Origin of the sequence: Stenotrophomonas geniculata, assembly GCF_034508895.1 — a bacterium.
Classification (GTDB): Bacteria; Pseudomonadota; Gammaproteobacteria; order Xanthomonadales; family Xanthomonadaceae; genus Stenotrophomonas; species Stenotrophomonas geniculata.
This window is the reverse complement of sequence record NZ_CP140571.1, coordinates 904568-929433: the sequence shown is the minus strand read 5'-3', so window position 1 is coordinate 929433 and position 24866 is coordinate 904568. Positions and strand designations below refer to the sequence as shown.

Here is a 24866-nt window from a genome sequence, read left to right as displayed (position 1 = left end):
ATGATGAGCAAGCGGATCTACTCGAGGATCGCGGGCACCGGTAGCTATTTGCCGGAAAAAGTCCTGACCAACGCCGACCTGGAAAAAATGGTCGAAACCTCGGATGAGTGGATCCAGTCGCGCACCGGAATTCGTGAACGGCACATCGCGGCCGAAGGCGAAACCACCAGCGACCTCGGCTACAACGCCGCCCTGCGCGCGCTTGAAGCCGCAGGCATCGATGCCTCGCAGCTCGACATGATCGTGGTCGGCACGACCACCCCTGATCTCATTTTCCCGTCCACCGCGTGCCTGATCCAGGCCAAGCTCGGTGTTGCGGGGTGCCCTGCCTTTGACGTTAACGCAGCCTGCTCGGGCTTCGTGTTCGCGCTGGGCGTGGCCGACAAATTCATCCGTTCCGGTGACTGCAAGCATGTGCTGGTGATCGGCACCGAAACGCTGACCCGCATGGTCGACTGGAACGATCGCACCACCTGCGTGCTGTTCGGCGATGGCGCCGGCGCCGTCGTGCTCAAGGCCGATGAAGAGACCGGCATCCTCAGTACCCACCTGCATGCCGATGGCAGCAAGAAGGAGCTGTTGTGGAACCCGGTCGGTGTCTCGACCGGCTTCAAGGACGGCGCCAATGGCGGCGGCACCATCAACATGAAGGGCAATGACGTGTTCAAGTACGCCGTCAAGGCGCTGGACTCGGTCGTGGACGAGACCCTGGCCGCCAACGGCCTGGACAAGTCCGACCTGGATTGGCTGATTCCGCACCAGGCCAACCTGCGCATCATCGAAGCCACCGCCAAGCGCCTGGACATGTCGATGGACCAGGTCGTGGTGACCGTCGACAAGCACGGCAATACCTCGTCCGGCTCGGTGCCGCTGGCGCTGGACGCCGCCGTGCGTTCGGGCAGGGTCGAACGTGGCCAGCTGCTGCTGCTGGAAGCCTTCGGCGGCGGCTTCACGTGGGGTTCGGCTCTGCTGCGCTATTGATAGTGCAAGTTACGACAACGTGAAGCTTTGTCGTTGCGGCCCCTCTGGGGCCGTAACGCGTTTAAGGAGGACCTGTCATGGTTGAGCCCATCGTCATCGAAGGGCAACGTGCCTGGCTGAAGCAGTACGGCAAGGGAAGCCGGGCGCTGGCCCTTGGCCTGCTCAATTTTGTTGCCCGTCGTTTTCATCTGGACGCCCTGCGTCCGCCGCCGCACCGTGGAGGCGACGCCGCACGCGAAACCGAAGCCCGTCGCCTTGCAGAACTGCAGGCGCAGGGCGTGAACGTGCCCGACGTGCTGGGCACCGGCCATGCCGCGCTGGTGATCGGCGACAACGGCAGTTCGTTCAATACCTGCCTGCGCGAAGCCGACGACGCAGGTCGCGACCGACTGGTGATGGCGGCGATGCTGGCCATTGCCGCAGCGCATGCGCGCGGCGCCTATTTCGGCCAGCCGTTGCCGCGCAATCTCACCTGGGATGGCGAGAACGTCGGTTTCATCGACTTCGAGGAAGATCCGCTGGAAGTGATGGATCTGTCCGAAGCGCAGGCCCGCGACTGGCTGATGTTCGGCTATGGCGTGGCCAAGTACTACGCCGACCGCCCCGAGCACCTGCAGGCGATGATGGCCGAGGCGATGGGCGATGCCCAGGCGCCGGTGCGCGAGCACGTGCACGCGGTCAGCGGCCGCCTGCGCAGCCTGGCCCGGGTCTGCATGAAGCTGGGCCGCTCAGCGCGCGCGCTGGCCCACTCCATTTTCATCGCCCATGGCGCCAGCACCGCTGGCGTGCTGATGCTGGTGGGCCTGTGCGTGGATTTCCTCGCCGACGGCGACCTGGACGTCCTGCAGCTGTTCTGCTGATCAGCGGCTGGGGCCGGATCCCTTTTTTCCATGGAGAGGCATCCGGCCCCGGATCTCCAGCGTGTTGCGACAGCCATTCACCATACGCGTGCATACGCGCACGTACAGACGACACGGCATGTTCCCCCTTATCATGGCCCGCTTCGATTGCAACAAGCGGATGACCGCGTGACCCTATCCACCCTCGCTTTTGTCTTCCCCGGCCAGGGCTCGCAGTCTGTGGGCATGGTGGCCGAGCTGGCCGAACTGCACCCGCAGGTGCGTGACGCCTTCACCGAGGCGTCCGATGGTGCCGGCGTCGACCTGTGGGCGCTGTCCCAGGGCGGCCCGGAGGAAATGCTCAACCGCACCGAATACACCCAGCCGGCCCTGCTGGCTGCAAGCATCGGCGTGTGGCGCGCCTGGAACGCCGTGGGCGGTCCGCGCCCGTCGGTGCTGGCCGGTCACAGCCTGGGCGAGTACACCGCCCTGGTTGCCGCTGGCGCGCTGAGCCTGCATGACGGTGCGCACCTGGTGCGCCTGCGCGGCCAGCTGATGCAGGAAGCCGCGCCGGCCGGTGTCGGCGCCATGGCCGCCGTGCTCGGCGCCGAAGACCAGCTGGTGCTGGAGGTCTGCGCTGAAGCGGCAGGCAGCCAGGTGGTGGTGCCGGCCAACTTCAATTCGCCGGGCCAGATCGTGATTGGTGGCGACGCCGAGGCGGTCGACCGCGCGCTGGCGCTGCTGGCCGAGAAGGGCGTGCGCAAGGCGGTCAAGCTGGCCGTGAGCGTGCCCTCGCACACCCCGCTGATGCGCGAAGCCGCCAACCGCCTGGCCGAAGTGATGGCCGGCCTGGCCTGGCAGGCGCCGCAGCTGCCGGTGGTGCAGAACGTCGACGCCAAGGTGCATGACGGCATCGACGCGATCCGTACCGCGCTGGTCCAGCAGCTGTACCAGCCGGTGCAGTGGACCGGCTGCGTGCAGGCGCTGGCTGGCCGTGGCGTCACCCAGATCGCCGAGTGCGGCCCGGGCAAGGTGCTGACCGGCCTGGTCAAGCGCATCGACAAGGCCATCGACGGCCGTTCGCTGGCCACGCCGGGCGACTTCGAAGCTGCCCGCGAGGCATGGTCGGCCTGATCCCCCTGTTCCTGCCGACCGTACGAGTGGCCGCTGCACGCGGCACGGGTGCGGCGGCCGCCCCAGCCTGAGGAAAACATCATGAGCAAGCCCCTGCAGGGTGAAATCGCACTGGTCACCGGCGCCAGCCGTGGCATTGGTGCCGCCATCGCCGATCTGCTGGCCGCCCAGGGCGCCACCGTCATCGGCACCGCCACCACCGAATCCGGCGCTGCCGCGATCGGTGAGCGCCTGGCCGCCCACGGTGGTCATGGCCGCGCGCTGAATGTCACCGACGCGGCTGCGCTGGACAGCGTGCTGGACGGCATCGCCAAGGAATTCGGCCCGATCTCGATCCTGGTCAACAATGCCGGCATCACCCGCGACAACCTGCTGATGCGCATGAAGGACGAGGACTGGGCGTCGATCATCGACACCAACCTGACCAGCGTGTTCCGCACCAGCAAGGCCGTCATGCGCGGCATGATGAAGGCGCGCAAGGGCCGCATCATCAACATCGCATCGGTGGTGGGCGTGACCGGCAACGCCGGCCAGGCCAACTACGCTGCCGCCAAGGCCGGCATCATCGGCTTCAGCAAGTCGCTGGCCAAGGAAATCGGTTCGCGCGGTGTCACCGTCAATGTTGTCGCACCTGGCTTCATCGACACCGACATGACCAAGGCGTTGCCGGAAGAAGCGCGTACCGCGCTGATCAACGATATCGCCCTCGAACGCCTGGGTTCGCCGGAAGACATCGCCCATGCGGTGGCCTTCCTGGCCAGCCCGGCTGCCGGTTACATCACCGGCGAAACCCTCCATGTGAACGGTGGCATGTACATGCCGTAAGCAAGGGGCGCAGGGATTGCGCCGCAAGTGATTGATCTGCTGAGGTTTTTGCTGCGATGCAAGGCCGCGCCGGTTTCCACTACACTATCCCACGGCCATCGCCTTTGATGGCGACCACTTTTGAACCACAACTCCATCTGGAGCGAGATCCCATGAGCACCATCGAAGAACGCGTCAAGAAAATCGTCGTCGAACAGCTTGGCGTCAAGGAAGAAGAAGTCACCAACAGCGCATCGTTCGTCGATGACCTGGGCGCTGACTCGCTGGACACCGTCGAGCTGGTGATGGCCCTGGAAGAAGAATTCGAGTGCGAGATCCCGGACGAAGAAGCCGAGAAGATCAGCACCGTGCAGGCCGCCATCGACTACATCAAGGCCCACGTCAAGGCCTGATGTCAGACGGCAGTGCGCGCGCGGGTTCACGCTCGCCGCGCACCGCACCCCATGGGGCCGCTGTTGCGGCCCCGTGTGTTTGAGCATCACACCGAAGCAAACCGAGTTGCCCGTTGAAACCATCCGGGCCAGGAGAATCAGCAATGAAGCGTCGCGTCGTCGTAACCGGCCTGGGTATCGTCTCGCCGTTGGGCAATGATCTGGCCAGCAGCTGGGAAGGCATCACCCATGGTCGTTCGGGCATCGGTCCGCTGACCAACGTTTCTGATGCCTATCTGGATCGGTTCACCACCAAGATTGCAGGTGAGGTCAAGGGATTCGACATCACCGCCGACAATGAACTGTTCGGCAAATTCCGGGTCAGCGGCAAGGATGCCAAGAAGATGGACCCGTTCATCCATTACGGCCTCGGTGCCTCGTTCATGGCCCTGCACGACTCGGGCCTGGAGATCACCGACGCCAATGCCGAACGCATCGGCGCCATCGTCGGCGCCGGCATCGGCGGCCTGCTCGGCATCGAAGAGCAGACCATCGAGTTCCACGAGGGCAAGAAGATCTCGCCCTTCTACGTGCCCAAGACCATCATCAACATGCTGCCGGGCCAGCTGAGCATCATCACCGGCCTGAAGGGCCCGTCGTTCTCGGCGGTGTCGGCGTGCGCGACCTCGAACCACTCGATCGGCACCGCGATGCGCATGATCCAGTACGGCGATGCCGACGTGATGGTGGTCGGTGGTGCCGAGCGTGGCTCGTCGCCGACCGCGCTGGGCGGCTTCTGCGCGATGAAGGCCATGAGCACCCGCAACGATGCCCCGGAACAGGCCTCGCGCCCGTGGGACAAGGACCGTGACGGCTTCGTGCTGGGCGACGGCGCCGGCATCCTGATCCTGGAAGAGTACGAGCACGCCAAGGCGCGTGGCGCGAAGATCTACTGCGAGCTGGCCGGTTTCGGCGCCAGCTCCGATGCGTACCACATGACCGCACCGAGCGAGAACGGCGAAGGTGCCGCCCGCTGCATGGCCATGGCCATGAAGGACGCCGGCGTGACCCCGGAGCAGGTCGGCTACCTCAACGCGCACGGCACCTCCACGCCACTGGGCGACCTGGGCGAGACCATGGCAATGAAGACCGCCTTCGGCGACCACGCCTACAAGATGATGGTCAGCTCCACCAAGTCGATGACCGGCCATCTGCTGGGCGCTGCCGGCGGCGTGGAAGCGATCTTCTCGGTGATGGCGCTGCAGGACAACGTCATTCCGCCGACCATCAACCTGCAGCAGCCGGGCGAAGGCTGCGACCTGGACTACGTGCCCAACGAAGCACGCCAGGCCAAGGTGGACGTGGTGATGTCGAATGGTTTTGGCTTCGGCGGCACCAACGGCACGCTGGTCTTCAAGCGCGTCTGACCGAGTTGTAGCGTCGAGCCATGCTCGACTCCGCGTTCCATGGAGCCGCCGCAAGGCGGCTTCCGTGCATCTGATACCCCGAACTGGCTGCCATGACCCACGCACCGCTGATTCACCCGTTGCCGCATCCGATCGATCTGCTGGCGCTGCAGCAGCACGACCCGGCGCGCTTCCCGCTGCTGATGGAATCCACCGCCTCGGGCACCGCCCAGGGCCGCTGGAGCCTGCTGCTGGCCGCGCAGGGCGAGGGCCTGCGGCTGGACGCCGATGGCCAGGTGCGCGATCTGCACGACGTGGTGCAGCCCGGCACGTTCCTGCAGGCACTGGACCGTGCCTGGCAGCATGAGCGCCTGTCGCACGACGGCAGCCACAGCCTGCCGTTCCGTGGCGGCTGGGCGCTGATGCTGGATTACGAAGTGGCCAGCCAGATCGAACCGGTTCTGCCGGCGCGTGCGCGCGAGGACGGCCGCCCGACCGCGCTGGCACTGCGCTGCCCGGCTGCGGTGCTGCACGACCATCACAACGATGCCAGCTTCGTCATCGCCGAAGCCGGCGAGCAGGCGCTGCTGGACGCGCTGGTGGCACTGGCTTCGGCCGCGATGCCCGAAGCCGGGCAAGGCTGGCAGCCGCCGCAGTCGGTGGCCGAGGATGCGCCGCAGCGCTTCACCGACGGCGTGCGCCGGGTGATCGACTACCTGCGCGCCGGCGATGTGTTCCAGGTGAACCTGTCGCGGCGCTGGAGCGCCCGGTTCGCCGCGCCGGTCAGCCCGCAGGCGCTGTACGCGCAGTTGCGCCGTGCCAACCCGGCACCGTTCGCCGGCCTGTTCAGCGCGCACGGCCGCCACGTGGTCAGTTCCTCGCCGGAGCGGCTGGTGTCGGTGCATGCCGGCCATGCGCAGACCCGTCCGATTGCCGGCACGCGTCCGCGCTTCGAAGGCGACGATGATGCCGCGCGCATCCAGGAGCTGGTCGGCCACCCCAAGGAGCGCGCCGAGCACGTGATGCTGATCGACCTGGAACGCAACGACCTGGGCCGCATCTGCCTGCCCGGCACCGTGGTGGTCGACGAGCTGATGACCGTGGAGAGCTACGCCCATGTGCACCACATCGTCAGCAACGTCAGTGGCCATCTGCGCCCGGAGGTCACGCCCGGCGAGGTGATCGCCGCCACGTTCCCGGGCGGCACCATCACCGGCTGCCCCAAGGTGCGCTGCATGCAGATCATCAGCGAACTGGAGCAGGTGCCGCGCGGTGCCTATACCGGCGCCTTCGGCTGGCTGAACCGGGATGGCGACCTGGACCTGAACATCCTGATCCGCACCGCCGAAGTGGATGGCCACGAGGTGAGCTTCCGCACCGGCGCCGGCATCGTGGTGGATTCGGACCCGGACAAGGAACTGGACGAGACCCGCGCCAAGGCCCGCGGCCTGCTGCGGGCGCTCGGTCAGCAAGGCTGACGGCCGCCGGTTCGGCTTCGGTGGGTGCCGACCTTGGTCGGCACGGGTGTGTGGCCCCGGTCATGACCCCACACCAGCGGCACGGTATCCTGCACGACGGAATCGAGTTCAGAGGTAGTCCATGGCGGGAGCCAAGCGCGGGTGTCTGTTCGTGGTAACGCTGGTGGTGGTGCTGGCCGCTGTCGTGGCCGGCGCGGGCGCGTGGTTCTTCTACCAGCAGACCCGCTTCGCCGATGCCCCGATCACTCCCACCGCCGAAAGTGTGGTCATCGCCAGCGGCGATGGCATGAACAGCGTGCTGCGCAAGCTGCGCGATGCCGGCGTGGACGAGGGCCAGGACACCCAGTGGCAGTTGCTGGCGCGCCAGCTCGATGCCGCCGGCAAGCTGAAGGTGGGCGAGTACGCGCTCAGCGGCGACCTGACCCCGCGCGAGCTGCTGTTGCGCATGCGTGCCGGCAGGGTGCTGCAGCACCGTGTCACCATCATCGAAGGCTGGAACATCCGCCAGCTGCGTGCCGCGCTCAAGCGCGCCGAGCCGCTGCTGCACACCACCGACAATCTTGATGACGCCGCGCTGATGCAGCGCCTCGGCTTCGGTGGACAGCATCCGGAAGGCCGCTTCCTGCCGGAGACCTACGTCTACCAGCGCGGCGACAGTGATCTGGACGTGCTCAAGCGCGCCCACGCCGCGATGGAAAAGGCGCTGGATGAAGCCTGGGAAAGCCGCGCGCCGGACCTGCCGATCAACACGCCCTACGAACTGCTGACGATGGCCTCGATCATCGAGAAGGAAACCGCATTGGCCAGCGAGCGCCCGCAGATTGCCGGCGTGTTCATGCGTCGCCTGAAGATCGGCATGCGCCTGCAGACCGACCCGACCGTGATCTACGGCATCGGTGCCGCGTATGACGGCAACATCCGCCGCCGCGACCTGACCACCGATACGCCCTACAACACCTATACGCGTGCGGGCCTGACCCCGACCCCGATCGCCATGCCCAGCCGCGATGCACTGATGGCCGCCGCGCAACCCGCAGCGGGCGACGCGCTGTATTTCGTCGCCGTGGGCGATGGCAGTGGCGCGCACGTGTTCTCGCCCAGCCTGGACCAGCACAACGCCGCAGTCGCCCGCTACCTGCAGCAGCTGCGCCAGCAACGTACCCAGGAGACCTCGGCGCAATGAGTCCCGCGCTGCTTCGCCACCCGCGTTTCGTCAGCCTGGAAGGCGGCGAGGGCGCAGGCAAGACCACCGCCATCAACGCCATCCGTGACTGCCTGCGCAGCCACGGCCACGAGGTGGTGCTGACCCGCGAGCCGGGCGGCACGCCCCTGGCCGAGCGCATCCGCGGCCTGGTGCTGAAGCCCGATGCCGAGATCGCCGCCGAACCGCTCAGCGCCGAAGCCGAGCTGCTGCTGGTGTTCGCCGCACGCGCGCAGCACGTGCGCCAGGTGATCCAGCCGGCGCTGCAGCGCGGCGCCTATGTGCTGAGCGATCGCTTCACCGATTCCAGCTATGCCTACCAGGGCGGTGGTCGCGGCCTCGATCCGCAGTGGATTGCCGATCTGGAACGACGCGCGGTGGGCCTGCTGCCGGGCCTGACCCTGCTGCTGGACGTGGACGTGGCGGTGGGCCGCGCACGCGCCAATGGCCGCGACCTGTGGCCGGACCGCATCGAGAGCGAGCAGGACGATTTCTTCCAGCGCGTGCGCGAAGTGTTCCGCAGCCGCGCACAGCAGGATCCGCAGCGCTTCGCGCTGGTCGACGCTGGCCAGGTGCAGGAACGCGTGGCGGCCGACGTGGTCGCGCGTGTCGAGCGCTGGCTGCGGGACGGGGAGGGCGTATGAGCACGTTTTCGCCGTGGCAGCAGCGCGCGTTCGATCAGACGGTTGCTGCGCTCGATGCAGACCGGCTCGGTCATGGCCTGCTGATCTGCGGCCCGGCCGGGTTGGGCAAGCGCGAGGTGGCACTGGCGCTGGCCGACCACGTGCTGGCGCGCGGCGATGCCGCGCATGCCACGCGCACGCGCCAGCTGATCGCCGCGGGTACCCACCCGGACCTGCAGCTGGTCAGCTTCATTCCGAACAAGAGCGGCGACAAGCTGCGCACCGAGATCGTCATCGAGCAGGTGCGTGAGATCACCGACACGCTGGCGCTGACCCCGCAGTACGGCGTGGCACAGGTGGTGATCGTCGACCCGGCCGATGCGATCAACCGCTCGGCCGCCAATGCACTGCTGAAGACCCTGGAAGAGCCGCAGCCCGGCCGTTACCTGTGGCTGATCAGCAGCGACCCGGCGCGGCTGCCGCAGACCATCCGCAGCCGTTGCCAGCGCCTGGAATTCAAGCTGCCGCCGCAGCACGAAGCACTGGCCTGGCTGCAGCAGCAGGGACACAGCGAGGCGTCGGCGCGCGAAGCGCTGGAGGCTGCACGCGGCCATCCCGGCCAGGCCGACAACTGGCTGCGCGAAGATGGCCTGAGCCTGCGCCGCGAGGTTGGCCGCGAGCTGGAACAGCTGGCCGCCGGCAAGACCGGTGCGGTGGAGCTGGCGCAGAAGTGGTGCGGCGACGACAACGCAGCGCTGCGCCTGCGCTTTGCCGCCGACCTGGCGCTGGCCCAGGCCAGCACCGATGCCTTGACCACGCCGGAGCGATTGCACAAGCTTGCAGCCTGGTTCGATGCGGCCAACCGCACCCGCGACCTGCTGCGCACCACGGTGCGCGCAGACCTTGCGGTGGTCGAGTTGCTGCTGGCCTGGAACAAGGTGAACGAGCGGCCTGCCGCAAGGGGAAATCGATGAGTGCCAGCAACGCCCGCCAGGGCATCCTGTCCCTGGCCGTGAAGGACAAAGCCGCGCTGTACAGCGCGTACATGCCGTTCGTGAAGAACGGCGGCATCTTCGTGCCCACGCCCAAGCGCTACTTCCTGGGCGACGAGGTGTTCCTGCTGCTGACCCTGCCCGATTCCAGCGAGCGCCTGCCGGTGGCTGGCAAGGTGATCTGGGTGACCCCGGCCGGCGCGCAGGGCAACCGCACCGCCGGTATCGGCGTGCAGCTGGCCGACGGTGCCGAAGGCGAGGGCGTGCGCCACAAGATCGAGACCCTGCTGGCCGGACTTACCGGCTCGGACAAGCCGACCCACACGATGTGAGGTAGCACCGGGGCCTTTCTGTAGAGCTGAGCCATGCTCGGCTGCGGACCCCGGAAACACCCGTGAACACGAATGTGAAAAACTGTTGACGGCCTCTGAAAAGCCCCTATAATGAGCGGCTCAGCAACACACCGGGCGGTTAGCTCAGCGGTAGAGCATTGCCTTCACACGGCAAGGGTCACAGGTTCGATCCCTGTACCGCCCACCATGTTGCAGAACGAAAGAAGCCTCCAGCAATGGGGGCTTTTTTGTTGCCTGCGATTCTGCTGGGCCGACGGGCAGCGGACCCTGTCTCAGCCGTGTTCGTCCAACAGCGCGCGCGCGATCAGTGCCGTTGCATCCAGCAGGTCGTGGCCGCTGCCGGCCTGCACCACCACTGCAAGCAGACCACGGCCCACCTCGGCATTGCCGCTGGTCAGTTCCATCTCGCCTTCAAAGCACAGATCGGCCAACCATTCGTGGACCTGTTGCAGCCCGCGCTTGCGGGCGCGGCGGAACTCCGCGAGCAGCTTCGCCTGGCCGGCCTCACGCTCGCCATCGGCAAGCAGGCCGATGGCTCCGCCGTGCGCTGCGCGCCAGAGGGCTGGCAGCGGGCGACCGTTCGCGTCCACCACGTCTGCCGCGAACTCCGCGCAGTACATTTCGTAGCGCTTGCCCGCTGTGCTGCGAGGCACGATGTCGGCCTGGGCGAGCAAGCGTTCGGCTTCATCCAGTTTGCTGAACTTCAAGCGCAGCAGTGCAGGGCGGCTCAGTTGTTGTGCCAGCGCCTGCTGGTTGGCGGCGAACCATACGTTCCAGCCTACGCTTGCGCGGCCCTCCAGAGCGGCCTTGAAATACTCCAGGTGTTCGGCGTCCATTGCGGCCTCCCGCGTTCCCTGCGCGATTGTAGCGGGAGCGCATCCGGGCCGGTCAGGTGTGGCCCTCGGCGAGGCAGTGATGCGCCTCGCGCACCAGTTGTCGTGCCGCCACGATCAGTCCGTCGGTATGGAAGGCGCCCAGCTGTTCCTCCGGGCCGGCCTCGGCACGCGCCCGGTCGGCGGCCTGCAGCAGATCGAGCACTGCGCTGAGCCCGGACATCGAGCGGCGCAGCGAAGCGTGATTGCTGGCGCCGAGGGTGAGGCCGCCACACGGTTGCCCGTCATCGGCGTCGGCGTTGCTGATCGCATTGAGGCAGGCGAAGAACGTGGGCGACTGCACGGGCAGGTTCTGTTCCTGCAAGGCGCACTCGATCTCGTGCGCGAGCTCTTCAGGCACGTCGGCGGCGATGTTGCCGATCAGGGCGTGCAGGCGGGCACGGTCGGCGGTGCGATTGGTCATGGCGAAACCCTCACTGGCGTAGAGCCACCTTCCGGAGTGAAGGTGGCGGACGGTGCGGGTTGGCGTACCAAGGCAAACGAACTCCCATCGAGAAGAAGGCCTGGCGGATCTGTCGATCCCCACGCACCGGCCGCCATTGAAGGCAATCGGTGCATTCTCTCTGCTGCGGCGTAAATCGCAGCGATGGGTGTTCATTCGTTTATTCGAGACGCCAATCCCGGCCCAGGCAATCTGCCTCGGCGCGGTGATCATGGGATCGCGCAATCACGGTGGTCTGTAAGGAAAGTTCTCAACTCCACGCAGGCACACCAAGCGTTTCCGGTTCTGTGCCCTCCAGCATCCGCCGACTGTGTCGCCCATCACTGATGGCGCAGAGCGCCCTTCTGCCGACCGTGCACGTGACGACTCCAGAGCGGCGCCGCCATGGCAATTCCGTCACCCGGCGCGCGCAGGCGGGAATGTGTCATGCATGGAGCCAGAGGGTTCCATCCCTGCGCTGTCCCACCGCCCCGGGCAGGCGTAGTCTCATGCTGTCGCCTTACCCATCCACGCTGGAGTGCCACCATGCCGCTCGCCCGCATCGATCTTCGCAAAGGTAAATCCGCCGACTACCTGCAACGTGTCGGCGAAGCCATCTACCAGGCCATGCGCGCGGTGGGCGTGCCGGAGAACGACCGCTTCCAGATCTTCCAGCAGCACGACGCCGGCACGTTGATCTACGACCCCGGCTACCTGGGCGTGGACCGCACCGACGACTTCATCTGCATCCAGATCACCTGGAACGAAGGGCGCACGCTGGAGCAGAAGAAGGCGCTGTATGCCGGCATCGCTGATGGCCTGCACGCGGCGGTGGGCATCCGCCGCGAGGATGTGTTCATCAACCTGGTGGAAGTGAAAAAGGAGAACTGGTCGTTCGGCAACGGGGTGGCGCAGTACGTGAGTTGATGCGGGAAGCGCATCCACGCATGGCGTGGATCTACACCTCGCTGCCGACCTGCTCGCCTTCGGTGGCCGCGGCACTGCGGGCCGCCTTCACTGCGTCGGCGCTGTTGGGTTGTTCGCACTCGATGCTGGTCACGTAGCCGTCGTGGCTGATGTTGTGCTCGGCGCGCTTGACCAGCCACTGCCCATCCACGCCATCGCGGAAGCCCTGCATCACCACCGTGGCTTCGGCCATCAGCGTCTCGCGGCCGGGCAGGGTGTAGCTCAGCGTACGCGTCTGCCGGGCCTGTTCCTGGTGCTTGGCGCGCGCTGCGGCTTCGGCGGCTTCGCGGTCGGCGTACGCCATGCGCAGGCGCACGATCGGTTCACCGCTGCCCAGCTTTACTTCCTGGCGCTTGGCACCGCGTACATCGCGATAGTAGGCAATGGTGGTGCCGGTCTTCTCGCGTGAGACGATGCTCACTTTGTAGCCACTGCCATCGGCCGGGGTCAGGGTGACGTCGGGAATGCGCTCACCGCTGGCACTGGTGGATTCGCCGCGCTTGACGAACATCAGGCGGCCGCCGCCCGGCTTGGCGATGGCATCATGCTGCTTGGCCAGGCGCAGCAGCAGATTCATGTCCGACTCCTGCGACTGCACTGTCAGCGGCAGTGCGATCGACGCCAGCGATCCGCTCACGGCCGCGCTGAGTCCGTGCTCGCCGGCCATGCGCTGGACCATGCCGCCGATCGTCGTGCCCTTCTTCCAGGTGCGCGTCTTCTGCGTCTGCAGATCGTTCTTGCCGCCCTTGCTGGCCTCGAACGGTGCGGCGCGCGCGCGCAGGGTCATGCTGCCCGGGTAGCCGGAAATCTCCACCTCATCGCAGATGTACAGGCCCATGCGCCGCACTTCGCCGTCATAGCCGATGAAGGCTTCCAGCTCCGCGCCTGCCGGCGGCAGCTGGATCGGATCGGACGGATCATGGTCGGCCAGCTGCAGCTCCAGCATGTCCGAGTTGTTGTCGGTCTCGTCGGTGATGCGCAGTGATTTGAAGCGCGACATGATCTTGTCGGTGATGTCCTGGCTGTTGGCCACCACGCGGAATGCCGGTGTGATGTTCAGTCCCACAGTGCGATCCCCTTGCGTTCGCCGGCGGGGCGCTGCACGTCTGGCAGAGTGATCGCGATGCCCGCAGGCAGTACCGCGCCGCGGGCGGCCAGGCCCGGGTTGGCGTCGAGTATCGCGCGCAGAATGGCCGGTGATTGTTCGCCATAGTGCGCATGCGCGATGCGGTCAACGACGTCGCCGTCGCGGGTGTTATACGTTCGTGCCATCGCTGTGCTTCCGCAGGGAGAGGGTGAATTCGTGCCGCTGGATTCCCGCATCGACGGTGAAGCCGGAGGCGGTGGCGTCGATCTTGTCGATGACCCACAGCCCCAGGTTTCCGCCCTTGCCGGTCAGCAGCCGCTGTGGCTTGCCCTGTGCCGCCAGCCTGCGCAGCTGCGAGAGCTCATTGCCGGCGCCCCGGAACGCATAGTGGATGACGCCCGGCAAGGTCATGCTGGCCTTGCCGGGGCCGGTGTACTGCAGGGCGGCCATCTGCCCGATGCGTTCCTGCGCAGCCCAGCCATATTCGTTGCTCTGCTGGATCTCCTGGAACACGGCGGTGTTGAGGCTGAACTTGAAGCCGCCCAGCATCAGCAGCACCGGGGCGTTGCCGGAGTCGTTGCTCTGGAAACTGGACAACAGCTTGTCGATGGATGCGGTTACGAACTCACGCTTCATGCTTAGTTCCTGTCTGCCAGGCCACCACGGGCAGCAACCGCGTTGCGACGCTGCAGTTCGTCGGCCGTGCGACGCGCCACCGATTCGCTGGATTCACCCGGTTGCTGGTGGATGGTGATGTTGTTGGTCTGTTGCTGCTGCACGGTGGTGACGCCGCGCGTAGTGGGTGATGGCATGTCGGGTGCGGTGCGACCGCGAGCGGCCTCGCTGATGCCGCCCCAACGCTTGCGCGCGCCCGGCGCGTCCAACGTGGCGACGTCGCCGACCAGGCCCACGGCGTCATCCAGGCCGCCTCTGCCGCCGGCCCGCATGTTGGTGTACCCCACCATGCCGTTGCCGATCGCTTCCGCTCCACCGGCAAGCACCTCCTTGCCGAAGTCCAGGCCTTTGCCGACCAGCGCACTGACCTTGCCAATGCCCCCTTCGACGAACCCCATCAGCTTCTCGACGTAGGGCATGAGGAAATCCAGCTTCGGGATGAGCCAGTCGAACAGGGATTCGGCACCGGACTTGATCGCCGTCCACATCTTGCTCATTTCGATTCCGATCCCGCTGGCGACGGTCGTGTACACGTTGCCCATCCAGGCGACGTACTGCACCAGGCCGCTGATGAGCTGGATGTTCATTCTCAGGCCTTCCATCAGAACGGTACCGAGGAAGCTGCCGATCTGGGCAACGCGCGACAGTTCGTTGCCGGTGTACTGTGCAGGTGCAAGCATCTTCGACAGCCAGTCCCAGGCCTGGCCGATCAACCCGCTCATGACTTCCCAGGCGGGGCGCAGCGGTTCAACCGCACGCATCAGTTCACCCATCGCTGCGGTGCCTGCACCGCTCAGGCCCTCCCAGACGCCGCCCAGGAATGCCTTGATCGGCTCCCAGTACTTGCGCACCAGGATGGCGCCTGCGGTGATTGCCGCGATGGCGATCGTGATCGGACCACCACCGATGGCGGCCACGGCAGTGGCGACGATGCGGAAGCCCGATGCCAGGCGCATGGCCATCGGCCCGAAGCGCCCCATCTGTGCCAGCAGGCTGCCACCACGGAACAGCTGGAAGGCCTTCTGCACGCCCAGGATCGGGCCCTGCAGGAAGGTCCAGGCGTAGCGAGCGCCGAGCACCGCCGTGCGCATGCCCAGCATGCCGACCACGATCTGCGTGGTGTTGGCGATCAGCTTCGGGTTTTCCTGCACGAACGAGGTAACCCCGTTCAACAGCTCGGTCAGCTTGACCGCGGCCTCGCCCACCGCGGGCAGCAGTGCCGCACCGAAGGCCTTGGACAGGTTGTCCACGGCGATCTTGGCACCTTCGATCTTCTGCGGATCGGTCTGCATCGCATCGGCATAGGCCGCATCGGTGGTACCCGCCGATCCATTCAAGGCCTTGTCGCGGACACGGATGTAGGTATCCCAGTTCTCGATCATCGGCTGGACGAAGTTCTTCGCCTGTGCATCGCTGAACAGGGTGCCGATCTTCTTCTGGTCGCCCGCGGTCGCCTGGATGATTCCCTGCATCGCAGCGTCGAAGGGATTGCCGCCGCTGGTCTGTGCATCGCCGATGATCTTGCGCAGATCCAGGTTCAGGCTCTTCTTGGCCTTCTCCTGAATGTCCGGCGAGAGCACCTCGGACATGAAGCTCTTCATGTTGCTGGCGGCCTTGTCGGCGCCGCCGGCCGAGTCCAGCGTGGCCTGCAGGGCCGCGCCGAGGGTGGCGGCCGCCGAGGTGCCCTGCAGCTTCATCGCTTCGAACGACGAACCCAGGGTAGGCAGCACTGCGGCCATGTCCTTCAGGCCCAGGCCGCCCTGCCGGCTGTTGACCACCAGCACATCCAGCGCGTTCTGCATGCGCGAGGGATCGATATCGAACGACTGCTGCAGGGCGGCCGCAGCCTGGGCCACATCATCGATGCTGGCACCGGTGACGGTGGTGGTCCGCCCGACAGCACCGAGGCTGGCCTGGGCCGACTGCGCATCCATGCCGGCGTCGACCATCAGCCTGATCGAGCGCTGCAGCGCGTCGGCGCCCTGGTTGGTTGCACGCGACTGTTCCAGGATGGCCTGCCCCAGTGCGCTGACCTGGGCGCGGCTGAGGTTGGCTGCCACGCCGATCTGCTGGTTCTGGCGGGCGAAGCCGGAGGCGTTCTCGACCGGCTTGGCCAGCGCGGTGACGGCCGTGCCAAGCGTGCCGCGTGCCTCGCCAAATGCCGAGCCGAGCTTCCCGCGCTTCTCCAGGTTGGCGTCGCGCTTTGCTTCGATGCTCTCCAGCGCCACCTGCGAGGCACGCAGAGCATCGACCTGGGTACGCATGCGGGCGTACTCCTTGCTGGTCGTACTCATGCGCGCGAGCCTGCGGTCCAGCAGGGTCACCTCGGTGCCGAGGCGCTTGATACCGTCGTTGGCAAAGGAGAAGGCGTCCTTCAGTGACTTGGACACCTCGCCGCCGATCGTGATCGTTGTCGTTTGAACGTTACTGGCCATGTACCGGCAATCCCTGAATCCACCAGATGAACTTCGACACCCGCAGTGTCATGATCTCGCGCAGGCCCCAGCCGGTATGACCGGCCAGGGCGAGCACTCCCTGCCTGATCTGAGGCAGGGTCAGGTGGTAAAAAGCGCGACGCCTGCCTGCAGTCGTGCGTAGTCGCGCAGCGGCATCTTGCGCACGTCTTCCGGCGAGACCTCGCACAGGTTGGCGATCATCCGCACCTCGCGCTGTGCGTCGCTGCCCTTGTCATCCTGGTAGCGCTCCATGTCTTCCACGGTCGGTTCACGCATGCGCAGCACGGCGGTTTCCATGCCGTTGACCTGGCGCGGGCGGGTGAGGGTGATCTCGGCGAAGCCATCGCGCTCGATGACGGTTTCGGTGGGGGTCTTGGTCTTGCTGGACATGGATGCGTTCCTGGAATGCGATGTGGTGCGATGGATGCGGGGGCGCGAGGCGCCCCCGGGTTCAGTGCGGCGAGGGTTCAGATGCCCAGTGCGCCGCGGATGCCGGCCAGCACGTCCACGCCACCCTGGCGGGCGATCATGTTGACTACGTCGATCTCCTGCACGACCTGGGCACCATGGGTCAGCTTGTAGTAGCTCAGCGCCAGGTTGACCTTGATCGTGCCCTTCTCGCCGACCTTGGTTTCGCCGCGGTCCAGCAGCTTCACCTTGCCGCGCATGTTGTGCACGACCTGGGTCACTTCGCCGTCATCGCCTTCCAGCGCTTCGCGGGCGGTGAAGCCGTATTCCTTGCTTTCGATGACGTGGAACTTGCTCATGATCTCCGCGTCGTCGGAGGCGAACTCGACATCGGCGGTCAGCTTGTCATGGCCGAGCACGATCTCGGTCGGGGCCAGCATGCCGCCGGCCTGGAAGTCCTCGGTCTTCAGCGACAGCTTGGGGGCGGTGAAGGACATCACGCTGCCGGCATAGCCCTTGCCGTCGACGTAGAAGTTGAAGTTTTTGCGGATCTTGCGCGCCATGCTTAGAAGATCTCCGAGACGTAGTTGTTGTTCATGTGCATGCGGAAGGTCAGCTGCTCACCCGGGTAGGTCGGGGTGAAGTCGAAGTCCCAGTAGAAGCGGCCCTGGGCCACGCTGTCCGCTGCGTTCAGGTCGGGGTCGATCCAGCAGTTGCCGCCGAGGATCGCGCCCTGGGTCTTCAGGCCGCGCAGGAAGGCATTGACACCCTCACGCACGTCGTCGACGTAGGTCTTGCTGATGCCGCGGTCGACGGCCCACAGGTGGGCGGCTTCCAGGCTGTCGGCGATGATGTCGGCAGTGCGCACCACGCACAGGAACTGCCACTTCTGGTCGCTGCTGGCGGTACGGTTGCCCCACAGGCGGAAGCCACCTTCGCGGATGATGGTCGCCACGTTCGACTGGTTCAGCAGGTTGGCGCGGCTGGTCGCGTCGGACAGGCCGAAGTCGATCGCACGTGCGGTACCGACCACGCCGTTGAGCTCCAGGTTGGACGGCGATGCCCACCAGCCGCGTTCGTTGTCGCTGCGGGCAATGGCACCGGCCACGGCACCGGAGGCGTAGCGGGTGACGATGGCATCACCGGACTGCACCAGCAGCGCCGGGTCGACCACGTAGACGCGCTTGGAACCGGTCAGAGCGGTGGTGCTCTTGGCGGCGTCGTCGTTGCTGTTCGGGCCATCCTTGATGATCACCGCGCGCAGCTTGTCGGCAATGCCGAGCAGTTCGGCCACGACCGGGTTGGCCAGCAGTTCGGTATCGCGCTTTTCGTGGGTGTGGGTGAAGCCCGGTACCGCCAGGATGCGGGGCTTGATGCCCACCACCGACTTTGCCGCCAGCAGTGCATGCACGCCGGTGTAGGCACCGGTCTGCGCGTTCACGCCGCCCAGCACGTTGGCCAGGGTGTCGTTCTCGGTGGCGCCCTTCTCGACGCGGATGACGACCACAACCGCGTTGGACTGGTCGAAGATGGCGTCGAGCTGGCCCGGGAGGGTGCCCTCATCGACTTCGGTTGCGGCGTTGGCGAGCAGCTTGGCTGCCTGCGAACGCGAGGTCACCAGGACCGGAGTGTTGTAGGGGAAGGCGATCTTGTCGGCGCGGGGCGCGGTGCCCACGATGCCGATGACGCTGGTCGAGGCAACAGCGATCGAGCGGGAACCACCATCGATGTTGACGACCTGCACGCCATGCAGAAATTCGGCCATGCGTTGTTTTTTCCTTGGTTGGGTGGGTGCTGCGGTCGCGATCTGCGCCGCATGGGTACATGTTCGTATCTGGCCGCGGCTGGATTAATTGCAGCGGTGGCCCGAAATCACGGTTGCGGTTGCGGTTGCGGTTGCGGTTGCGCGGCCGGGTCGGGTTCGGGGGCAGTGACCATCACCCAGGCAGCACGGGCTTCATCGAAGGTGACCGGGTAGCTGCGATCTGCAGGCGGTGCCAGATCGGTGACCGATGGCGGCAGTGCGACCCCACGGGAAACGGGAGTCGCGAAGCTGGCATCGTGCTTGTTCCACAGCGGTCGCGAGCTGTAGTCCGGCAGCAGCGTCCATTCGCAGCGGCTGGCATTCCACGCGTTGTATTGCGCGGTGGTGCCATCCAGCTTGAATGGTTCGGACAGGGTCACGTCCTTGGGCAACGGCTCGCCCAGCGCGAGGCGATTGGGTACCGCCATCGCGGTGCGTGTGTCCCACAGCATGCAGTTGCGGAAATCGGCCACCAGTTCCCAGCGTGAGCGATCCTCGGCCAGGCGCAGTGCCTGGTATTCGCCGGCAGGTTGGCGAGGCGCGACGTCCACGGTGAAGTCGGGCAGGTTCCAGGCACCGTCCGGCGAAGGCTGCAGGCGGACCTTGCCCATGTAGGCGCGGGTATCGGGATCGTAGGAGTGCGCGAAGCGCGGTTCGGTAGGCAAGTTCATGTCCTCAGTACGCGATGCAATAGATCATCCGCAGGCCAGCCGGCAGGTTGCGGTCGCCACCGGCGTTCTCCACCACAACGGTGTGGGTGTGCGCACCGGCATCGGCGGCCGACGCGGCGTGGCCGTGGTCACCCACCTGGGCGATGGAAATGGTGTGCGAGTGGCCGCCGGCGCCGTTCATGCCGATGTTGTGACCGTGCGCGCCTGCGCCGTCGGTGGTGAAACTGTGTGCGTGGCCGCCGGCCGGGCTGGTGTACGGCCAAGGGTTGTCGTAGTCCAGGTTGCCGCGCGAACCCACGTGATTGTTGTAGTCGGCGCCCCACGGGTAGGTGGTGCCGGATTCGGCGAATGCGGTGAGATGCTGGTGATCGCCGATCCACGAGGTGCCGCCGGTATGGGCGTGGTGGCCCTGCGAGTCGGTCCACGCACCATGCGCGTGGTCGCCGACGGCACTGGCGCTGGCACCGTGGGAGTGTGCGCCGCCTGCGCCCACGGAGATGGCATGGCTGTGGCTGCCTGCTGTTGCCGTGCTTGCGCTGTGGGCATGGCGGATCACCTCACCCTGGGTGAAGCTGCCGACCGCTTCCGGGTTCAGCGTGTGCGTGACCACCGTGCCTTCCTGCATTGCCGGCAGGTTGAAGGTGGTTGCGCCGTCACCGGCGCCGTAGCGGGTACCGATGGCGGCGAACAGGGCCGGGTAGCTGGCACGCGGAACAGCGGCGCCATTGCACAGCAGCATGCCGTTGGGCGCGGTGGCACCGGCGAACAGAATCACCTGTCCGGGCACGTGCACGCTGGATGGCACGCCGGTCATGTTGCGCCAGTCCAGGTAGTGGGTGCCGTGGCGGCCATCGAGCAGGTCGGCATCCAGGCCCTTGTCGGCGCCCTCGTCCTTCAACGCGGCCGATTTCAGCCCCAGGGCGGAACGGAACGCGGCATCGGTGGCGATCGACAATAGCGTGCGGACGAACTGGGTGGGGGCGCTGGCGCCAAAGCGCTTGTCGATGAAGGCACGCAGCCCGCGCGGTGTCACCGCACGCTGGGCATCTGCACCCTCTTCGGTCTCGGTCGTCGTGGCCAGTTCGACCACGCCCTGCACCTCGGTGGTGGAGGGCGGATAGATGAATTCGGCATTGCCGAACTCGATCAGCGCGGTATCGACTTCACTGAAGCGGGTATCGGTGGAGAGCAGCAGCATCGAGGCTGCGGTCTTCTCCATGATCGGATCGGTCTGGCCGAAGGTTGCAAACAGCGTACCGTCGCCCAGGTACAGGCCGAAGCCGCGCAGGCTGTAGGCGGTAGCGCTGTCGTCACGGATCGTGACGTGCAGCGTGTCGTCGCCCACGGCCTTGCCGCCGAACGTCGAGACCCGCTTGATCTCGCCGGGCAGGGCGGTCAGCCCTGCCGTCGGCGTGAATGCCGTGGACGTCAGGCCGATCTCGGTGATCAGCACGGCACTGGTGCCGGTGTTGGGTGGATTGACCAGCCTGGCGAAGCCGGCGTCGGTGATTTTCAAGCGCATGCGGGTTTTACTCTCCGATCAGTTGGATGCGGCGGAAGGTGGTGCCATGGGCGCCGGCAAGTGCACCGATACCGGCGCTGGCCTGCATGCCCTGGGTGAACGTGAAGTGCGAGCGCACCGGCTTGGTGCGGCTGATCTCGCCGATCACGTCGTCGACGAACTTGGCGGTGGCGGTCTCGCCGCCCTGGTTGGCGATGGTCATCACCGCTTCGAAGGTGTGCGGTGCACCTCGCGGCTGCATTTCCCACCATTCGCGGATCAGGATCGAACCGCCGAACGCAGCCACCACATCGCGGACGCTGCCCCAGGTGCCTTTGCGGCGCTGGATCGCGATCGCGGCGCGCACGCGGGCACGCTTTACCGTTTCCGGCCAGTAGGCCTTCCATTCGTCGACGGACAAGGCCCAGGCCAGCCAGGGCAGCAACGCGGCCGGGCAGCGGTCCGCATCCCACAGCGCGGTGATGTCCACCGGCAGTGGGCGGGTCACCGCAGCACGGGCCAGCGCCCGTTCCGCGCGGGTGGCGTTGGGCGGCAGCAGGGTGGTTGCCGTCGGCACCCTGATCAGCGCGTCGGCGTCGATGATCGAACCGGGAGCGGGAGGGCGGCTGAGCGTGATCACATTGTTGAGCACGCTGTAATCGATCACGCCCACTGGCTCGGGCATGGTGCGGATGTAGCTGGTCGCCTCGCGGCCTTCCTCCACCTGCACGCCCCAAAGGTGGATGCGGCTGTCCGGCTTCAGGCCGGCGTTCCCGCCCGCCCGCCGATCCAGCACGATGCTCACGCCCCGGGGGGCGTCATCCGCGGTTGCGGCATAGGTGTAGCTGTAGCGCTTCCACTCGGTGCCCACCTGCAGACGGGTCCTGCCTGCGCCGGTGGCGCGCATGCCGAAGTCGATCGCACAGGGTTCGGTTGCACGCAGCCAGATGCTGATGGTGCGCACGGCACCATTGGGAAACGCGCTTCCATCCTCGTCCACCACGCCGGCGAAGTTCTGCTCCGGGCCCCCGATCGCATCGGAGACCGGGAAGGACCAGGCACTGGAGCTGCCATCCGGAGCGGGATGACTGGACGACAGGTTGGCCGGCTTCACGTAGAAGCCTTTCCATCGTGGATGGTCGAAGGATGCCGAGAAACGCTGCAGGTTGCGCCGCATCGTATCCGACAGCTTCAAACGCCCCTGCCAATCGGTGCGGTACACCGCCTGCAGGGTGGCCAGTGCGCCACCTGGATGGCGGAACTGCAGGTTGTGCCCATCGATCGCGCCACGCAGGCGTGCATTGATCAGGCGTGCGGTGGAATCATTCATCGTTGCCGCCATGGGTCAGGGTCACCGCGGTGCAGTAGGTGGCCTGGGTCCGGTCCACCACCACGTCAGCCGCCGGGCTGGAAATCTCCACGCGCTGCACGCCCTCGGCATGCAATGCGGCGAACAGGCCGGAGCGGGTGACATCGCGGCCGAGCCGATGCGACTCGGCGATGTAGCGATCCAGGCGCGAGCGTGCTTCGGCCAGCACCACCTGCGAATCCGGGCCGGCGTAGGTGTAGAGCGTGGCGGTGACCGCGTAGTTGATGATTGCCGCCGTGCGTACCAGCACGTGGTCCGTCAGCGGACGCACGTCGGCCGCACTCAGCTTCGCTTCCACTGCGTCGAGCAGCGCCTGGGTGGCCGTGCCATCGGCTTCACGCGACAGCACCGAGACCACCACTTCACCCGGCGACGGACTGGTCGCGCTGGCGTCGAGCACCCGCGGATCGGCACTCAGCGCGTGGAAGATGTAGGCGCCTTCCGGCCCGGCCACGCTGAAGCCTTCCGGACCCAGCTGGATGCGCCGACGGAAATCTTCATCGCTCTCGTAGCGTGGCGGAATGCCTTCCTGCGGCTTGCCCGGGTCCAGCATCTGGCGGCCGATGCCGAAGATCGCGGCCAACTGGTCCAGGTCGCTGCCGACCGCGTAGGCCAGCATCACGCCACGCGCCGCATCGTTGACGCGCTGTCGGTCGAGCAGGCGCAGGTAGGTGCAGACCTCCAGGATCTTGAAGGCCGGGTCCGACGGCAGCAGCGCGTCGAAGGTGGGGTCGAGCGCCTGCAGTGCGGTCAACGATTCATCGAACAGCGTCTCGAAATCGAGCACTTCGATGACCGCCGGTGCAGGCAGCTGGGAGAGATTGACACTGGTGAACGAGCCGGATGCCACGGTTAGCGAACCTCGATTCCTTCGATGGTGATGGCCTCGCCGTCCGGCAGGTGGATTCCGGTCACTGCCAGGATCATCACGCCGGGGGCGGGGAGGGAGACGTCGACGTTCTCGACGTGAAGCCGCGGTTCCCATCGCGCGAGTGCGTCGACGGTGGCCGCGATCAGGTCCATGCGCAGCGAGCGGTTGGTCGGCGCATCGATCAGTTCGAACACGCGCGAACCGTATTCACGGCGCAGTACCCGGGAGCCAAGGGGCGTGGTGAGAACGTCACGCACGGACTGGTGCAGATGGGCGAGCCCATCCAGTGATTTGCCGGTGTTGGCGTCGATTCCTCGCATGGCCTCTATCGTCGTGGAGTGCGGGTTTTCAGGGCATTGCACGCGTGGCCGTTCAGGGCTGCGCGGGCGTGGTGGGTGCGGTCGGACCCTGTGCGGTGTGCTTGTGTGCCTTCAGGCCGATGGCGCCAGCCTTGACCTCGCCGGATGTGCTGATGTCCTTGCCGGCACTGATCGCACCGGTGACGTCCAGGTCGCCAGTCGCCTTGACCGACGGCGTATCGAGCACGATCGATTCGCTGGCGATCACCTGTGCACTTGCACAGGTGACGATGGCCTTGCCGCTGCCGACATCGACGTTGAGCGTTGCGGTTTCCTGGTCGTACTCGACAACGCTGCCGTCGGCGAACTCGGTGCGGTGCCGCAGCCGAGAGTCGGCGGGCGCCGGGAACCGGTCCTGGTACAGGCTGCCGAGAACGAGTGCCTGGCCCGGGTCGCCATAGGGGCACGCCAGCAGCACCTGCTCGCCGGGTTCGGGTGCACACCAGCTGCGCACGCCCGGGCCAGCACGGCGCTCCAGCCAGGGAATCCAGTCGGTCAGCATGCCGTCTGCATCCACCCGCACGCGGCCGCCCGCTTCGTCCAGCTCGCGCACGACGCCGATCATCAGCAGGTTGCCGATCAGGCGCGCGTGTTCGGCACTCATGGTGCTGCTCCTTCAATGGGCTGGTAGCGTGCTTCGTGATCACGACCGATCTCCGGTACGAAGCTGTAGAAGGCCTGGGAAACTGCGCCTCCGGTCTCCTCCCAGGCGTTGCTGCCCAAGGCGACCGGCAATGACCACTCCACCAGCCAGGTGCGAAGGCCTGGCTGCGCCGCCGCCGTGTCTTCGGGCAGTGCGGCGATCACATCGATCGCGCCGCTGGCCGCGCCGGGGAACCGGCCGAGCTGGTGCAGCCAGCCGGCGAGCGCGACGGCGGCCTTGCGCAGCTGCAGTGCCGCGTCGATAGCGGCGGCAGTGACGACGACGCGTGCCTCGAAGCGCAGCAATGCCTGCATCTGCCCGCTGCCATCGTCCTTGTCCTTGCTGCGATCGCAGCGGGTCATTGCCAGCAGGCAGGCGGGTGTGGCCAGGCCTTCAGCACCGGGTTCGCGATAGAACTCGACGGTTGCGAAGTCCGGGAAGCGGGCGCGGATCGCGGCTTCGATGGCGGGGTGCAGTGCGTCGAGAATGGAAGAGGAGGAGTTGGTCGCCATGTCAGCTCGTGCGTTGAATGGGAGGAC

Annotated in this window: 28 protein-coding genes and 1 tRNA gene; 13 read left to right on the top strand and 16 right to left on the bottom strand. The window is 66.4% G+C overall.

From position 1 onward, the window contains the following. Positions 1-3 precede the first annotated feature (3 nt). From RI032_RS04450 to RI032_RS04395, 12 genes are all read left to right on the top strand, one after another. Positions 4-981: a beta-ketoacyl-ACP synthase III gene (locus tag RI032_RS04450; protein ID WP_005415505.1), complete on the top strand. Its 978-nt coding sequence runs from the start codon at positions 4-6 to the stop codon at positions 979-981. A gap of 77 nt (positions 982-1058) precedes the next feature. Beyond that, the gene (locus tag RI032_RS04445) at positions 1059-1841 is read left to right on the top strand and encodes a BUD32 family EKC/KEOPS complex subunit (protein ID WP_010483824.1); all 783 of its coding nucleotides are present in this window, start codon (positions 1059-1061) and stop codon (positions 1839-1841) included. A 168-nt stretch (positions 1842-2009) separates the two neighbouring features. Continuing rightward, positions 2010-2954, top strand: coding sequence for an ACP S-malonyltransferase (gene fabD, locus RI032_RS04440; protein WP_322547925.1), 945 nt, complete (start codon positions 2010-2012; stop codon positions 2952-2954). Between the two features lie 81 nt (positions 2955-3035). Then, positions 3036-3779: a 3-oxoacyl-ACP reductase FabG gene (gene fabG, locus RI032_RS04435; protein WP_005408312.1), complete on the top strand. Its 744-nt coding sequence runs from the start codon at positions 3036-3038 to the stop codon at positions 3777-3779. A 152-nt stretch (positions 3780-3931) separates the two neighbouring features. Beyond that, a complete protein-coding gene (acpP, locus tag RI032_RS04430) occupies positions 3932-4171 on the top strand; it encodes an acyl carrier protein (protein WP_005415509.1) in 240 nt (79 codons plus the stop codon). Between the two features lie 143 nt (positions 4172-4314). Next, complete coding sequence (fabF, locus tag RI032_RS04425; protein WP_010483818.1) at positions 4315-5577, top strand: beta-ketoacyl-ACP synthase II; 1263 nt, start codon at positions 4315-4317, stop codon at positions 5575-5577. 92 nt (positions 5578-5669) lie between these two features. After that, positions 5670-7034, top strand: a complete 1365-nt coding sequence (locus RI032_RS04420) for an aminodeoxychorismate synthase component I (protein WP_010483816.1) — start codon at positions 5670-5672, stop codon at positions 7032-7034. Between the two features lie 121 nt (positions 7035-7155). Next, on the top strand, positions 7156-8217 hold the full coding sequence (gene mltG / locus RI032_RS04415; RefSeq protein WP_049410175.1) for an endolytic transglycosylase MltG: 1062 nt from the start codon (positions 7156-7158) through the stop codon (positions 8215-8217). After that, positions 8214-8879 carry a dTMP kinase gene (tmk, locus tag RI032_RS04410; protein ID WP_019336901.1) on the top strand — a complete coding sequence of 222 codons (666 nt, stop codon included), beginning with the start codon at positions 8214-8216 and terminating at the stop codon, positions 8877-8879. Before mltG ends, tmk begins: the two co-directional genes overlap by 4 nt. Then, positions 8876-9832, top strand: coding sequence for a DNA polymerase III subunit delta' (locus RI032_RS04405; RefSeq protein WP_134958057.1), 957 nt, complete (start codon positions 8876-8878; stop codon positions 9830-9832). The genes tmk and RI032_RS04405 overlap by 4 nt, the downstream gene beginning before the upstream one ends. Further along, on the top strand, positions 9829-10182 hold the full coding sequence (locus RI032_RS04400) for a PilZ domain-containing protein (protein WP_005412452.1): 354 nt from the start codon (positions 9829-9831) through the stop codon (positions 10180-10182). Before RI032_RS04405 ends, RI032_RS04400 begins: the two co-directional genes overlap by 4 nt. Before the next feature lie 133 nt (positions 10183-10315). Continuing rightward, positions 10316-10390, top strand: a tRNA-Val gene (locus RI032_RS04395). Positions 10391-10475: 85 nt separating this feature from the next. Here the strand turns inward: RI032_RS04395 and RI032_RS04390 are convergent. Beyond that, entirely contained in the window at positions 10476-11039 is a 564-nt protein-coding gene (locus RI032_RS04390; protein ID WP_049453542.1) for a hypothetical protein, read from the bottom strand. Positions 11040-11091: 52 nt separating this feature from the next. Beyond that, positions 11092-11499 (bottom strand): hypothetical protein, encoded by a 408-nt coding sequence (locus tag RI032_RS04385; RefSeq protein WP_322547924.1) that lies wholly within the window; start codon positions 11497-11499, stop codon positions 11092-11094. Between the two features lie 564 nt (positions 11500-12063). Here RI032_RS04385 and RI032_RS04380 point away from each other — a divergent pair. Continuing rightward, positions 12064-12444, top strand: a complete 381-nt coding sequence (locus RI032_RS04380; protein ID WP_005408320.1) for a tautomerase family protein — start codon at positions 12064-12066, stop codon at positions 12442-12444. A gap of 31 nt (positions 12445-12475) precedes the next feature. Here the strand turns inward: RI032_RS04380 and RI032_RS04375 are convergent, their stop codons facing one another. The 14 genes from RI032_RS04375 to RI032_RS04310 form a co-directional block, all read right to left on the bottom strand. After that, entirely contained in the window at positions 12476-13549 is a 1074-nt protein-coding gene (locus RI032_RS04375; RefSeq protein WP_049410183.1) for a phage late control D family protein, read from the bottom strand. Beyond that, positions 13540-13755: a tail protein X gene (locus tag RI032_RS04370; RefSeq protein ID WP_010483798.1), complete on the bottom strand. Its 216-nt coding sequence runs from the start codon at positions 13753-13755 to the stop codon at positions 13540-13542. Before RI032_RS04370 ends, RI032_RS04375 begins: the two co-directional genes overlap by 10 nt. After that, positions 13739-14206, bottom strand: a complete 468-nt coding sequence (locus RI032_RS04365) for a phage tail protein (protein WP_049410185.1) — start codon at positions 14204-14206, stop codon at positions 13739-13741. Before RI032_RS04365 ends, RI032_RS04370 begins: the two co-directional genes overlap by 17 nt. 2 nt (positions 14207-14208) lie before the next feature. Beyond that, positions 14209-16680, bottom strand: coding sequence for a phage tail tape measure protein (locus tag RI032_RS04360; RefSeq protein WP_322547923.1), 2472 nt, complete (start codon positions 16678-16680; stop codon positions 14209-14211). 120 nt (positions 16681-16800) lie between these two features. Continuing rightward, complete coding sequence (locus tag RI032_RS04355; RefSeq protein ID WP_322547922.1) at positions 16801-17091, bottom strand: phage tail assembly protein; 291 nt, start codon at positions 17089-17091, stop codon at positions 16801-16803. A 77-nt stretch (positions 17092-17168) separates the two neighbouring features. After that, positions 17169-17672, bottom strand: coding sequence for a phage major tail tube protein (locus RI032_RS04350; protein ID WP_010483789.1), 504 nt, complete (start codon positions 17670-17672; stop codon positions 17169-17171). 2 nt (positions 17673-17674) lie between these two features. Beyond that, a complete protein-coding gene (locus RI032_RS04345) occupies positions 17675-18874 on the bottom strand; it encodes a phage tail sheath C-terminal domain-containing protein (RefSeq protein WP_010483787.1) in 1200 nt (399 codons plus the stop codon). Positions 18875-18981: 107 nt separating this feature from the next. After that, positions 18982-19584 (bottom strand): hypothetical protein, encoded by a 603-nt coding sequence (locus RI032_RS04340; protein WP_322547921.1) that lies wholly within the window; start codon positions 19582-19584, stop codon positions 18982-18984. A 4-nt stretch (positions 19585-19588) separates the two neighbouring features. Next, on the bottom strand, positions 19589-21106 hold the full coding sequence (locus RI032_RS04335) for a phage tail protein (protein ID WP_322547920.1): 1518 nt from the start codon (positions 21104-21106) through the stop codon (positions 19589-19591). Between the two features lie 7 nt (positions 21107-21113). Continuing rightward, on the bottom strand, positions 21114-22415 hold the full coding sequence (locus RI032_RS04330; protein WP_019336910.1) for a phage tail protein I: 1302 nt from the start codon (positions 22413-22415) through the stop codon (positions 21114-21116). Beyond that, positions 22408-23304, bottom strand: coding sequence for a baseplate assembly protein (locus RI032_RS04325; RefSeq protein WP_010483779.1), 897 nt, complete (start codon positions 23302-23304; stop codon positions 22408-22410). The genes RI032_RS04330 and RI032_RS04325 overlap by 8 nt, the downstream gene beginning before the upstream one ends. Before the next feature lie 2 nt (positions 23305-23306). Next, positions 23307-23645, bottom strand: coding sequence for a GPW/gp25 family protein (locus tag RI032_RS04320; RefSeq protein WP_010483777.1), 339 nt, complete (start codon positions 23643-23645; stop codon positions 23307-23309). A gap of 52 nt (positions 23646-23697) precedes the next feature. Next, positions 23698-24288 (bottom strand): phage baseplate assembly protein V, encoded by a 591-nt coding sequence (locus tag RI032_RS04315; protein ID WP_322547919.1) that lies wholly within the window; start codon positions 24286-24288, stop codon positions 23698-23700. Then, on the bottom strand, positions 24285-24839 hold the full coding sequence (locus RI032_RS04310; protein WP_322547918.1) for a hypothetical protein: 555 nt from the start codon (positions 24837-24839) through the stop codon (positions 24285-24287). The genes RI032_RS04315 and RI032_RS04310 overlap by 4 nt, the downstream gene beginning before the upstream one ends. Positions 24840-24866 lie beyond the last annotated feature (27 nt).